8 protein-coding genes are annotated in these 13,750 nt (G+C 72.2%); 2 read left to right on the top strand and 6 right to left on the bottom strand.

The window, feature by feature from the left end; all coding sequences use genetic code 11:
* Positions 1-98: 98 nt before the first annotated feature.
* A complete protein-coding gene (locus ACIPW5_RS31645) occupies positions 99-5,066 on the top strand; it encodes an NAD-glutamate dehydrogenase (protein ID WP_401252287.1) in 4,968 nt (1,655 codons plus the stop codon).
* A gap of 140 nt (positions 5,067-5,206) precedes the next feature.
* On the opposite strand, the gene ACIPW5_RS31650 is transcribed toward ACIPW5_RS31645, so the two are convergent.
* Both ACIPW5_RS31650 and ACIPW5_RS31655 read right to left on the bottom strand, forming a co-directional pair.
* Positions 5,207-5,983 (bottom strand): ABC transporter ATP-binding protein, encoded by a 777-nt coding sequence (locus ACIPW5_RS31650; RefSeq protein ID WP_401252290.1) that lies wholly within the window; start codon positions 5,981-5,983, stop codon positions 5,207-5,209.
* Positions 5,976-6,884 (bottom strand): ABC transporter permease, encoded by a 909-nt coding sequence (locus ACIPW5_RS31655; protein ID WP_401252293.1) that lies wholly within the window; start codon positions 6,882-6,884, stop codon positions 5,976-5,978. Before ACIPW5_RS31655 ends, ACIPW5_RS31650 begins: the two co-directional genes overlap by 8 nt.
* 146 nt (positions 6,885-7,030) lie before the next feature.
* Here ACIPW5_RS31655 and ACIPW5_RS31660 point away from each other — a divergent pair, with 146 nt between their 5' ends.
* A complete protein-coding gene (locus tag ACIPW5_RS31660) occupies positions 7,031-7,663 on the top strand; it encodes a TetR/AcrR family transcriptional regulator (protein WP_401252296.1) in 633 nt (210 codons plus the stop codon).
* A gap of 126 nt (positions 7,664-7,789) precedes the next feature.
* Here the strand turns inward: ACIPW5_RS31660 and ACIPW5_RS31665 are convergent, their stop codons facing one another.
* From ACIPW5_RS31665 to ACIPW5_RS31680, 4 genes are all read right to left on the bottom strand, one after another.
* Positions 7,790-10,045 (bottom strand): CDP-glycerol glycerophosphotransferase family protein, encoded by a 2,256-nt coding sequence (locus ACIPW5_RS31665; protein ID WP_401252299.1) that lies wholly within the window; start codon positions 10,043-10,045, stop codon positions 7,790-7,792.
* 134 nt (positions 10,046-10,179) lie between these two features.
* Complete coding sequence (locus ACIPW5_RS31670) at positions 10,180-11,019, bottom strand: carbohydrate ABC transporter permease (RefSeq protein ID WP_401252302.1); 840 nt, start codon at positions 11,017-11,019, stop codon at positions 10,180-10,182.
* Entirely contained in the window at positions 11,016-12,335 is a 1,320-nt protein-coding gene (locus ACIPW5_RS31675) for a carbohydrate ABC transporter permease (protein WP_401252305.1), read from the bottom strand. The genes ACIPW5_RS31670 and ACIPW5_RS31675 overlap by 4 nt, the downstream gene beginning before the upstream one ends.
* A 4-nt stretch (positions 12,336-12,339) precedes the next feature.
* Positions 12,340-13,722: an ABC transporter substrate-binding protein gene (locus ACIPW5_RS31680; RefSeq protein WP_401252308.1), complete on the bottom strand. Its 1,383-nt coding sequence runs from the start codon at positions 13,720-13,722 to the stop codon at positions 12,340-12,342.
* Between the last annotated feature and the right edge of the window lie 28 nt (positions 13,723-13,750).

Raw genomic sequence — 13,750 nt, forward strand, 5'->3', positions numbered from 1 at the left:
AACCGATCCGGACGGACATCCCGCCTCATCGCGGCGCTTTGTCATTCCTTCCTTCACCACCTACGTCACGCAATGGCGCGCGACAGGAGCCAGAGGACATGCAGACCAAGCTGGACGAAGCAAAGGCCGAGCTGCTCGCGCGGGCGGCACGGGTAGCTGAGAACAGCCCGGCCGGGGGGCTACTTCCGACTGGGTCCGAGCACGGTGAGCGCCCCGACCAGGGCACGACGCTCTCCTACCTCCAGCGCTACTACCTGCACACCGCCCCCGAGGACCTCGCCGACCGGGACCCGGTCGACGTGTTCGGCGCGGCGCTCTCCCACTACCGGCTCGCCGAGACCCGGCCGCAGGGCACCGCGAACGTCCGGGTCCACACCCCGACGGTCGAGGAGAACGGCTGGACCTCCAGCCACTCGGTCGTCGAGGTCGTGACGGACGACATGCCGTTCCTCGTGGACTCCGTGACGAACGAGCTGTCCCGCCAGGGCCGCGGCATCCACGTCGTGATCCACCCGCAGGTCGTCGTGCGCCGTGACGTCACCGGCAGGCTCATCGAGATCCTGGGCCCCGACTGCGACGCCCACGGTCCCAAGACCGCGCGCCCCCACGACTCCCTCGTCGAGTCCTGGATCCACGTCGAGATCGACCGCGAGACCGACAAGGCCGACCTCAAGCAGATCACCGGTGACCTGCTGCGCGTCCTGTCCGACGTCCGCGAGTCCGTCGAGGACTGGGAGAAGATGCGCGACGCCGCGCTGCGCATCGCCGACGAGCTGCCGAACGAGCCGACCGCGCCGGACCTGCGCGAGTACGAGCTCGAAGAGGCCCGTGAGCTGCTGCGCTGGCTGGCCGACGACCACTTCACCTTCATCGGCTACCGCGAGTACAACCTCGTCGACGGCGACGCCCTCGCGGCCGTCCCCGGCACCGGCCTGGGCATCCTGCGTTCCGACCCGGTCCACAAGGGCCAGGAGGACGCGCACCCCGTCTCGCCGTCCTTCAACCGGCTGCCCGCCGACGCCCGCGCCAAGGCCCGCGAGCACCGCCTGCTGGTGCTGACCAAGGCCAACAGCCGCGCCACCGTGCACCGCCCCTCGTACCTCGACTACGTGGGCGTGAAGAAGTTCGACGCCGACGGCAACGTCGTGGGCGAGCGCCGCTTCCTCGGCCTGTTCTCCTCCGCCGCCTACACCGAGTCGGTGCGCCGCGTCCCGGTGATCCGCCGCAAGGTGTCCGAGGTCCTGGAGGGCGCGGGCTTCTCGCCGTCCAGCCACGACGGCCGCGACCTGCTCCAGATCCTGGAGACCTACCCGCGCGACGAGCTGTTCCAGACCCCGGTCGACAAGCTCCGCGAGATCGCCACGTCCGTGCTGTACCTCCAGGAGCGCCGCCGGCTGCGGCTGTACCTGCGCCAGGACGAGTACGGCCGCTACTACTCGGCGCTCGTCTACCTGCCGCGCGACCGCTTCACCACCGGTGTCCGGCTGCGCCTGATGGACATCCTGCGGGAGGAGCTCGGCGGCACCAGCGTCGACTTCACCGCCTGGAACACCGAGTCGATCCTCTCCCGCATCCACTTCGTCGTCCGCGTCCCGCAGGGCACCGACCTGCCCCTGCTGACCGACGCCGACGTCGAGCGCGTCGAGGCCCGCCTGGTCGAGGCGGCCCGCTCCTGGGCCGACGGCTTCGGCGAGGCGCTGACGGCCGAGCTGGGCGAGGAGCGCGCCGCCGAGCTGAGCCGCAAGTACGGCACCTCCTTCCCCGAGGGCTACAAGGCCGACCACTCGCCGCGCGCGGCCGTGGCCGACCTGTGCCACCTGGAGAAGCTCTCGGCCAGCGAGCGCCCCTTCGCGCTGTCGCTGTACGAGCCCGTCGGCGCGGGCCCCGGCGAGCGCCGCTTCAAGATCTACCGTGAGGGCGAGCAGGTCTCGCTGTCCGCGGTCCTGCCGGTCCTCCAGCGCCTGGGCGTCGAGGTCACCGACGAGCGGCCGTACGAGCTGCGCCGCAGCGACCGGGTCAGCGCCTGGATCTACGACTTCGGTCTGCGGATGCCGCTGTCCACGGGCAACGGGGACGCGTACCTCGGCGACGACGCACGCGAGCGGTTCCAGGAGGCCTTCGCGGCCGTGTGGACCGGCGAGGCCGAGAACGACAACTTCAACACCCTGGTCCTGGGCGCCGGCCTCACCTGGCGCCAGGCCGTCGTGCTGCGCGCGTACGCCAAGTACATGCGCCAGGCCGGCTCCACCTTCAGCCAGGACTACATGGAGGACACCCTCCGCAACAACGTCCACACCACGCGGCTGCTGGTCTCCCTCTTCGAGGCGCGGATGTCGCCGGGCCGCCAGGCCGCCGGCACCGAGCTGATCGACGCCATGCTGGAGGAGCTGGACGGGGCCCTGGACCAGGTCGCCTCGCTCGACGAGGACCGCATCCTGCGCTCCTTCCTGACGCTGATCAAGGCGACGCTGCGGACGAACTTCTTCCAGCTCAACGGGGCGGGCGAGCAGCACTCGTACGTGTCGATGAAGTTCGACCCGCAGGCCATCCCGGACCTGCCGGCCCCGCGTCCCGCGTTCGAGATCTGGGTGTACTCCCCGCGCGTCGAGGGCGTCCACCTGCGCTTCGGCAAGGTCGCGCGCGGTGGTCTGCGCTGGTCGGACCGGCGCGAGGACTTCCGTACGGAGGTGCTCGGCCTGGTCAAGGCGCAGATGGTCAAGAACACGGTGATCGTGCCGGTCGGCGCCAAGGGCGGCTTCGTCGCGAAGAACCTGCCGGACCCGTCGGTGGACCGCGACGCGTGGCTCGCCGAGGGCATCGCCTCGTACAAGATCTTCATCTCGGCGCTGCTCGACATCACCGACAACATGGTCGGCGGCGAGGTCGTGCCGCCGAAGGGCGTGGTCCGCCACGACGAGGACGACACCTACCTCGTCGTCGCCGCCGACAAGGGCACCGCGACCTTCTCCGACATCGCCAACGGCGTCGCGGAGTCGTACGGCTTCTGGCTGGGCGACGCCTTCGCGTCGGGCGGTTCGGCCGGCTACGACCACAAGGGCATGGGCATCACCGCCCGCGGCGCGTGGGAGTCCGTCAAGCGGCACTTCCGCGAGCTGGGCCACGACACCCAGACCCAGGACTTCACGGTCGTCGGCGTCGGCGACATGTCCGGCGACGTCTTCGGCAACGGCATGCTGCTCTCGGAGCACATCCGCCTGGTCGCCGCCTTCGACCACCGGCACATCTTCATCGACCCGGCCCCGGACGCGGCGACCTCGTACGCCGAGCGCCGGCGCCTGTTCGAGCTGCCGCGCTCCTCGTGGGCGGACTACGACACCGCGCTGCTGTCGGCGGGCGGCGGGGTCCACCCGCGCAGCGCCAAGGCCATCCCGGTGAACGCGCAGATGCGCGCCGCCCTCGGCATCGACGCGGGCGTCACCAAGATGACCCCGGCGGAACTGATGCAGGCCATCCTGCAGTCCCCGGTGGACCTGCTCTGGAACGGCGGCATCGGCACGTACGTCAAGGCGACCGCCGAGACGCACGCCGACGTCGGCGACAAGGCCAACGACGCGATCCGCGTCAACGGCTCCGACGTCCGCGCCCAGGTCATCGGCGAGGGCGGCAACCTGGGTCTGACCCAGCTCGGCCGCATCGAGTTCGCCCGTACCGGCGCGGGCGGCGAGGGCGGCAAGGTCAACACCGACGCCATCGACAACAGCGCGGGCGTGGACACCTCCGACCACGAGGTGAACATCAAGATCCTGCTGAACGCGGTGGTCGCGGACGGCGACATGACCGTCAAGCAGCGCAACAAGCTGCTCGCCGAGATGACCGACGAGGTCGGCTCGCTGGTGCTGCGCAACAATTACGCGCAGAACACGGCCCTGGCCAACGGCTCCTCCCAGGCCCCGAGCCTGCTCCACGCCCAGCAGCGCTTCATGCGCCGCCTGGGCCGGGACGGGCTGCTGGACCGCCAGCTGGAGTTCCTGCCCAACGACCGGCAGATCCGCGAGCTGCTCAACACCGGCAAGGGCCTGACCCAGCCGGAGCTGGCCGTGCTCTTCGCCTACACCAAGATCACGGTGGCGGACGAGCTCGTCCACACCGAGCTGCCGGACGACCCGTACCTGCGCCGCCTGCTGCACGCGTACTTCCCGGCCGCCCTGCGCGCGAAGTTCCCGGAGCAGATCGACGGGCACGCGCTGCGCCGGGAGATCATCACCACCCTGCTGGTCAACGACACCGTCAACACCGGTGGTTCGACCTTCCTGCACCGTCTGCGGGAGGAGACCGGCGCCTCCATGGAGGAGATCGTCCGGGCGCAGCTCGCGGCCCGCGAGATCTTCGGCCTGGCCGAGGTGTGGGACGCGGTCGAGGCGCTGGACAACAAGGTCCCGGCCGACGTCCAGACCCGGGTGCGGCTGCACTCGCGGCGCCTGGTGGAGCGCGGTACGCGCTGGCTGCTGAACAACCGGCCGCAGCCGCTCCAGATCACCGAGACCATCGAGCTCTTCGGGGCCCGGGTGGCGGAGGTCTGGTCGGAGCTGCCGAAGCTGGTGCGCGGCGCGGACCTGGAGTGGTACCAGTCGATCCTGGACGAGCTGACCGGTGAGGGCGTGCCGGAGGAGCTCGCGGCGAAGGTGGCCGGCTTCTCGTCGGCGTTCCCGACGCTGGACATCGTCGCCATCGCGGACCGTACGGGCGTGGACCCGCTGTCCGTCGCCGAGGTGTACTACGACCTGGCGGACCGCCTGGACATCACCCAGCTGATGGACCGCATCATCGAGCTGCCGCGGTCCGACCGCTGGCAGTCGATGGCCCGCGCGTCGATCCGCGAGGACCTGTTCGCGGCGCACGCGGCGCTGACGGCCGACGTGCTGGCGGTGGGCAACGGCTCTTCCACTCCCGAGGAGCGCTTCAAGGCGTGGGAGGAGAAGAACGCGGCGATCATCGGCCGGGCGCGGACGACCCTGGACGAGATCCGGGGCTCGGACGACTTCGACCTGGCGAACCTGTCGGTGGCCATGCGGACGATGCGGTCGCTGTTGCGGGCCCACGCGTAGTCGCTCGCGCCGGCGGTAGCGGAACGGGCCGGGCCCGGGACCCCCTTCGGGGTTCCGGGCCCGGCCCGTTCGGGTCTTCGGGTGCGGCGCCGTTGCCGGGGCTCTGCTCCCGGGCCCCCGCGCCTCGAACGCCGGCGGGGCTAGCCCTTGCCCGAGGTGTGGGCTTCGTAGGCGTCGCAGACGTCCTTCGAGGGGCCGTCCATGCGCAGGACGCCCGACTCCAGCCAGATCGCCCGGTCGCAGGTCTCGCGGACCGTGCCGATGGCGTGGCTGACGAGGAAGACGGTGCCGGCCTTGGCGCGGAGTTCCTCGATGCGGGCCTGGCTGCGGCGCTGGAAGGCGGCGTCGCCGGTGGCGAGGGCCTCGTCGATCATCAGGACGTCGTGGTCCTTGGCGGCGGCGATGGAGAACCGCAGCCGGGCGCCCATGCCGGAGGAGTACGTGCGCATGGGCAGGGAGATGAAGTCGCCCTTCTCGTTGATGCCGGAGAAGTCGACGATGCCCTGGTAGCGCTCGTGGATCTGCTGCTTGGTCATGCCCATCGCGAGGCCGCCGAGGACCACGTTGCGTTCGCCGGTGAGGTCGTTCATCAGGGCGGCGTTCACGCCGAGGAGGGACGGCTGGCCGTGCGAGTACACCGCGCCGCGGGCCACCGGCTGGAGGCCGGCGATGGCCTTGAGGAGGGTGGACTTGCCCGATCCGTTGGAGCCGATCAGGCCGATCGCCTCGCCCTTGTAGGCGGTGAAGCTGACGCCCTTGACGGCGTGGACCTCGCGGACGCCGGGGGCGGGCTTGCGGGAGAAGATCCGGCTGAGCGCGGCGGTGGCGCCGCCCTTGCGGCCGCCGCCGTGCACCTTGTAGACGACGTGGACCTCGTCCGCGATGACGGTCGGGACGCGGGTGTCGGTGTCAGCCACGGCCGTACTCCTCCTCTGCCTTCCAGAAGTAGACGAAGCCGCCGATCCCGGCGAGCAGCGCCCAGCCGATGGCGATCGGCCACACGTGGTGCGGGAGCGAGCCCGCCTTGAAGCTGTCGATCAGCGCGAAGCGCATCAGGTCGATGTAGACGGCCGCCGGGTTGGTCTTCAGCATCAGCGAGACCCAGTGCGGCAGGTGGTCCGTCTTGAGCATGGTGTCGATGGACCACATCACGCCGGACGAGTACATCCAGGTGCGGAGCACGAACGGCATCAGCTGGCTGACGTCCGGGTTCTTGCTGCCGATCCGGGCCATGACCATGGCGCAGCCGGCGCAGAAGACGGCCATCAGGAAGAGCGCCGGGATCGCGATCAGCCAGGAGGGGGCCGGCGTCTGGCCGAAGGCCAGGAGCAGGACGACCAGGGCCGCCATGGTGACGAGCAGCTGCTGGAAGAGCTGGACCACCGAGGAGATGGGCAGGCTGGCGCGGGGGAAGTGCAGGGCGCGGACCAGGCCGAGGTTGCCGTGGACGGCGCGGGTGCCGGCGTTGATCGAGCTGCCGATGAAGTCCCAGACGAAGACGCCGGTGATCAGGAACGGCACGTAGTCGGGGACGCCGTGGCTGGCCTTCATGACGATGCCGAAGACGAAGTAGTAGACGGCCGCGTTGAGCAGCGGGGTCATCAGGTGCCAGACCTGGCCGAGCTTGGCCGTGCTGTACGTGGCGTGCATCCGTGCGGTCGCGTACGCGGTCACGAAGTGGCGCCGGTTCCAGAGCTGCGCGACGTAGCGGGGGAGGGAGGGGCGGGCGCCGCTGACGGTCAGGCCGTGGGCTGCCGCCAGCTCCGCGGGGGAGCGGGGCGCGGCATGCGCGGGGTTCGCGGTGGTCACGCTGGTCACGGGATCGCTTTCGACGGGGGTCGGGGCGTCGCAGGACGACAGGACGGGTCCGTATCGTCGTAACGGCGACAGTAGGGCGTGACGCGTCGGAACGCAACCGTATCGTCGTGACGGGTGGGTGGCGTCGTCGCCGCTATGCTCTGTGCATGACCAGCGACCCCGCCGCCCCCGCGCACCCCGCCCCCGCCGCCGCCCGCCGTGCTCCGGCCGGTGCCGCCGTCCTGCGCGAGGACGTGACCGAGGCGATCCGCGCGGCCGTGGTGGAGGAACTGGCGGCGGTGGGCTTCGCCCGGATGTCCATCGAGGGCATCGCGCGCCGCGCCGGGGTCGGCAAGACCGCCGTGTACCGGCGCTGGAAGTCGAAGCTGCACCTGGTGCTGGACCTGATCGGCGCCGTCGCGGCCGACGGGATCCCGGTGCCGGCGACCGGGTCCCTCTACGGCGACGTACGCGCCCTGCTGGAGGTCATGTCACACGTGCTGCGGCACCCGGTGGCCTCGGCGGTCATCCCCGACCTGCTGGTCGAGGCCGCCCGGAACCCGGAGATCGCCGACGCCGTGCGCGGGGCGCTGGTGGAGGGGCAGCGGAGGCTCGCCGAGGGCATCGTCGCGGAGGCCGTCGAGCGCGGCGAGCTGCCGGAGTCGGCGTCCGCCGAGCGCGCGCTCGACCTGGTGATCGGGCCGCTGTACTGGCGGCAGGTGGTGGTACGGGACTCCGTGCCCGGGGCGTACCTGGACGGGCTGGCCCGCTCGGCGGTGGCCGGGCTGCGGGCCGGCTAGCCGCCGGGGCCGCTGCGCGGGGCTGGTCCCCTTCCGGCCTTTCCACCGTTCCCCGGGGCTCTGCCCCGGACCCCGAGCCTGACCCGCCGGCGGGCTGGACGAGGTCGCGGGTCGGGTGGGTCCGGCCTACGGCCAGAGGCCCGCCGACAGGGGGGTCAGGTCCGGGGCCGAGGCCGGCGGGGCCGGGCGGCGGTCCTCCAGGGGGGTGATCGCCGGGACCGGGGCGGACTGGCCCAGGAAGACGCGGCGCACCACCCGCTCGGCCGCGTGGCCGTCGTCGTACGAGCAGAACCGCGAGCGGAACGCGGCGCGCAGCTGGGCCGAGCGGGAGCCCTGCCAGTGGCCGGTGGCGAAGATGTCCACCAGCTCGTCCTCGGTGCGGGCGATCGCGCCCGGGGGACAGGAGCGCAGGTCGAAGTAGGTGCCGCGGGCGGCCTCGTACGCCTCCCAGTCGTCCGCGTGGATCACGATCGGCCGGTCCAGCGAGGCGTAGTCGAACATCAGGGACGAGTAGTCCGTGACCAGCGCGTCCGAGGCGAGGCACAGCTCCTCCACCGACGGGTGCGCGGAGACGTCCAGCAGCCTCGGGTGCGGGTCGCGGGCGTGCTCGGTGCCCGCGTACGTCAGGTGCGTGCGGGCGAGGATCGTGAAGCGCGGGCCCAGGTCCCGCAGGACCCGCTCGAAGTCCAGGTGCTCGGGCCGGCTGCGCCGGTAGTCGCGGTGGGTCGGGGCGTACAGGATCACGGTGGTCCCCGGGGCGATGCCGAGGCGCTCGCGCAGCGCGAGGACCTCGGCCTGGCCGGCCCGGTGGAAGGGGTCGTTGCGCGGGTAGCCGTACTCCAGGGTGGTGTAGGAGGCGGGCACGGCCCGCTCCCACACCAGGGTGGAGTGGCGGTTCGAGGAGAGCAGGTAGTCCCACTGGTCGGCGCCCCGCAGCAGCCCCTCGAAGTCCGTGGTCGGGGTGGCCGCCGGACGGTCCTGGAGGTCGAGGCCGACCCGCTTGAGCGGGGTGCCGTGCTGCGTCTGGAGCAGGATCTGGCCGGGCCGCTTGACGAGGGCGCGGTCGAAGTTGACGTTCGTGGTCAGGTACCCGGCCCGCGCCAGGGCGCTCCAGTACGCGGCCGAGCCGGGCCGCAGCGGGGTGGTCCCGGGCGGCAGGGTGGGGGCGTGCCGGGGGTCGCAGATCCACGCCGTGCGCATCCGCGGGGCCAGCTCCCGCAGCTTCGCCTCGATGGCCGCCGGGTTGCAGGCGTAGCCGCCGTGCCAGTACGCGGAGAACACCGCCAGCTCGGGCCGCAGCGGGAGCAGCCGCTGGACCCGGTAGTGCAGCCGCAGGGCGCTCTCGCGCAGCCCCCGCCACAGCGCCGAGCCGGCGCGGGCCGTGGCCAGGGCCCCCGCGCGGGCGGCCGAGGCCAGCCCGTAGGCGCGGCGGGCGCCCAGCCGCATCAGCGCGTGCCGGAGCCGGTCGGTGCGGGACAGCGACAGCGGCAGGGACCCGGCGGTGCCCGGGACGCGGTGGCGGCGCAGCAGGGCCGAGGCCCGCGCGAAGAACTCGGCGCGGGCGGCGCGCGGGAGGCGGCGCGGGTTCGCGTACACGGCGCAGAAGTGCTCGGCCATCCGCCGGTGCACCGCGGGCCGCCAGCGGTCCAGCTCGGGGCGGGCGGCGAGCTGGCCGAAGACCCGCTCGTACTGGTCGAAGACGTCGAGGTGGTGCCGGCTGGTGGTGGTCAGGATCGAGCCGGTGCGGCGCTGGCGGTAGTGGACGCACACCCGGTCCAGGACGGCCACGGACTCGGCGGCCAGCAGCGCCGGGTAGGTCCAGGGGGTGTCCTCGTAGAAGCCGGGCGGGAACTCCAGGCCCTCGCGCTCCACGTACTCGCGGCGGTACGCCTTGTTCCACACCACCATCAGCATGCCCAGCAGCGCCGGGCGGTCCGCGAGCCGGAAGCTGGCCGGGCCCTCCTCGGACAGCCGGTGCGCGAGGCGGTTGCGGACCGTCTCCCCGGTCCAGAAGGTGCGCGCGTAGTCGTAGACCAGGACGTCGGGCGAGCCGGTGGCCTTCAGCCGGTCGGTGATCGCCTGGAGGGCGCCCGGGGTGAGGGTGTCGTCCCCGTCGAGGAAGACCAGGTAGTCGCCGGTGGCCCGGGCCAGACCCGCGTTGCGGGCCGGCCCCAGTCCCAGGTTGTGCGCCAGGTGCACCGCGGTGACCCGGGGGTCGCGGGCCGCGTACTCGTCGATGATCGAGCCGCAGGCGTCCGGGGAGGCGTCGTCGACCGCGATCAGTTCCAGATCCGGGTACGACTGGGACAGGACCGAGTCCAGGCTCTCCTGGAGGTACGCCTGAACCTTGTACGCGGGCACGATGACGCTGAACCGGGGCACGGCACATCCAGGGGTCGGCGCGGGCATATTGCCCAGGAACCGCCCGCGCGGCGATCGGGTTACGCAGCGTGTGGCATTCGGGTTACGCAGCGTCAACTTCCCATGTCGGACCCCGTCGTTCCGGTGGCGGTGGGTTACTTCACGGCACCGGCCATCACCCCCGTCGTGAACTGCCGCTGGAAGGCGAAGAAGACCAGCAGCGGCACCACCATCGACAGGAAGGCGCCCGGCGCCAGCACGTCGATGTTGTTCCCGAACTGCCGCACCTGCTGCTGGAGCGCCACCGTCACCGGCGGGTGCGCCGCGTCGGCGAAGACCAGCGCCACCAGCATGTCGTTCCACACCCACAGGAACTGGAAGATGCCCAGCGAGACGATCGCCGGACCGCCCAGCGGCAGCACCACCCGCGCGAACAGCCGCAGTTCGCCCGCCCCGTCGAGCCGGGCCGCCTCCAGCAGCTCGCGCGGGATCTCCGCGAAGAAGTTCCGCAGCAGGAACACCGCGAACGGCAGCCCGAACGCGGTATGGAACAGCACCACCCCCGCCGTGGTCTCGAACAGGCCGACGGAGCCGAAGAGTTCCGACACCGGGATCAGCGCCACCTGCACCGGGACCACCAGCAGCCCCACCACGACCAGGAACAGCCAGTCCCGGCCCGGGAACTCCAGCCAGGCGAAGGCGTATCCGGCGAACGAGCCCAGCGCGAGGACGAGCAGCGTCGCCGGGACGGCGATCGCCACCGTGTTCAGCAGCGAGCCGGTGATGGTGTCGTTCTCCAGCAGGCGCGCGTAGTTGGACGCGGTCAGCCGCGAGGGCTCGGTCAGCGCCCGCCACCAGCCACCGCGGTCCAGGTCCTCCGGGGACAGGAGGGAGGACACCAGCAGCCCGAGCGTGGGCAGCAGCCAGAACAGCCCGGTCAGGACCAGGAAGGCGCGCACCGCCGCGCTTCCCGCGACACGCCGCAGGACGCTCACCGGGAGGCCTCCTTCCGCATCCGCCGGATGTTGATCAGCATCACCGGCACCACCAGCACCAGCAGCAGCACGGCGATGGCGCTGCCGAGCCCCGGATCGGCGTCCGTCCCGAACGAGGTCCGGTACAGCTGGAGCGCGAGCACGTTCGCGTCGTCCTGCACCGCGCCCGGCGCGATCACGAAGACCAGGTCGAAGACCTTCATCACGTTGATGACCAGCGTCACCAGGACCACCACCAGCACCGGCGCCAGCAGCGGCACCGTGATCCGGCGGAACACCTGCCACTCCCCGGCCCCGTCCACCCGCGCCGCCTCCAGCAGCTCGCGCGGCACCGCCGCCAGCCCCGCCCCGATCAGCACCATCGCGAACCCGGCCCACATCCACACGTACGCCCCGATCACCGCCGGGGTCACCAGCACCGGGCCGAGCCACTCCACCCCCGCGTACGCCGCCCGGAAGTTCGACTCCGGCAGCCGCAGCCGGGCCCCGTCCGCCGCCGCGGGCAGCGTGAACGTGCCGTCGGGGCCGGCCGTCGCCGAGGCCACCACCCGGCCGTCCTTCACCGCCTCCACCCGGATCCCGGACAGGCCCGACTCCGCCGGGTCGACCGCGTTCGGCCGTCCGCCGCCGCCCCGGGTGAAGTCCTGCCAGACGGTGCCCGTCACCTTCCCCGGCACCACCCGGGCGCTGCCCGCCGTACGGGTCCCCGCGGGCAGGGCCTCGGGCGCCACCCCGACCAGCGGCAGCAGCACCGGCTCGCCCGCCCGTACCGTGCCCCGCGTCACCAGGGCACCCCCGGCGGCAGGCTCCAGCGGGGAGTCCCGGCCCGGACGGGCCCCCGGGAACGCCGAGGACTCCGCGAACGTGTCGTGCACCCCGACCCACACCGCGTTGGCCACGCCCCGCTGAGGATCGTGGTCGTACACGAGCCGGAAGATGATCCCCGCCGCCAGCATCGAGATCGCCATCGGCATGAACACCACCAGCTTGAACGCCGTCCCCCAGCGCACCCGCTCCGTCAGCACCGCGAACACCAGCCCCAGCGCGGTCGCCACGGCCGGGGCGAACACCACCCACACCGCCGTGTTCCGCAGGGCCGTGCGGATCACCGGGTCGCTCAGGATCCGCCGGTAGTTGCCCGCCCCGACGAAGGCGTCGCCGGAACGGTCGAAGAGGCTGCGGTAGAGCGAGTAGCCGATGGGCTGCACCACGAGCGCGCCCAGCAGCACCAGGGCGGGCAGCAGGAACACCGCCGCGACCAGCCGCCGCCGCGAGGCGTCCGTACGGCGGGGCCCGGCCGGTCCTTTGGCCGTCACCGCACTACCGCCCGTACGCCTTGGCTGCTTCCGCCTCCAGCCTCTCCTGGGTCCCCGCCACGTCCGACGGGTTCGCCAGGAAGTCCTGGAGCGCCTTCCACTCGCCGGCGCCCGGCGTCCCGCCGAAGGCCGCCGGGGCCTGGTCCGACATGTCGAAGCGGAAGTCGTCGCCCGCGTACACCAGCGCCTTGGCGATGGCCCGCTGGATGTCGTTCGGATACGCCGAGGCGGGCACCGCCTTGTTCGGCGAGACGAACCCGCCCTCACGGGCCTGGACCGCCGCCGCGTCCGCCGACGCCAGGAACGTCAGCAGGGCCTGCGCGCCCTTGCCCGGCTTCAGCGCCACCGCCACGTCGCCGCCCGACACCACCGGCGCCTTCCCGCCCACCGCCGGGAAGGGGAACACCAGCGCGTCCTCGCCCACCTTCGCCTTGGTCTGCGCGATGTTCACGGCCACGAAGTCGCCCTCGAAGACCATCGCCGCCGCCGGCCGGTCCCCGCCCGTGAAGGTCTGCGTGACCGACTTCGGGAACTCCGTCGCCAGCGCCCCGCTCGGACCGCCCGCCAGGAAGTCCTTCCGGGAGAACAGCTGCCCCAGGGTGGTCAGCGCCTGCCCGACCGTGTCGTCCGTCCACTTGATCTCGTGCCGGGCCAGCCGGTCGTAGTTCTCCGGACCCGCCTGCGACAGGTAGACGTTCTCGAACCAGTCCGTGAGGGTCCAGCCGTCCGCGCCCGCCACCGACACCGGCGCGGTGCCGGACGCCGAGAGCGTGTCCGCGACCGACAGGAACTCCTTCCAGGTCGCCGGGGGCTTCACCCCCGCCGCCTCGAAAGCCTTCGCGTTGTACCAGACCAGCGACTTGTTGGCCGCCTTGTAGTAGACGCCGTACGGGGTGCCGTCCACCGCGCCCAGGTCCCGCCAGCGCGAGGAGTAGTTCTTCTCCAGCTGCGCCCGGACCTCCGGGCCCGCCGGCTGCGCCCACTTGTTCTGCACCGCCGCCGTCAGCGCCCCGACCTGCGGGAGCAGCGCCACGTCCGGCGGCTGACCGCCCGCGATCTTGGTGCCGAGGAAGGTGACGATGGGGTCCTGCGCCGGGACGAAGGTGACGCGCGCGCCCGTCCGCTTCTCGAACTCCTTCAGCACCTTCGTGAAGTTCGCCTGCTCCGGGCCCGTCCAGACCGCCGCGACCTCCAGCTTCTCGCCGTCCAGCCTCGGTAACGCGACGCCCTGCCCGTCCTGCTGTCCGGACGGCGTGGACCCGCCCGTGCCGCCGTCCCCGTCCCCGCCGCCGCACGCGGTGAGCGCGAGCGCGCCCGCCGCGGCCAGCGCCGCCCAGCCCCTTGCCGCCGTACGTTTCGTGTGGCCGGTTCCGTGCCGTGTCCGCATGGTCTCGCCCCCGATGCCGTCGTGCCCG

The organism is Streptomyces sp. NPDC090077 (genome assembly GCF_044747545.1).
Taxonomy (GTDB): Bacteria; Actinomycetota; Actinomycetes; order Streptomycetales; family Streptomycetaceae; genus Streptomyces.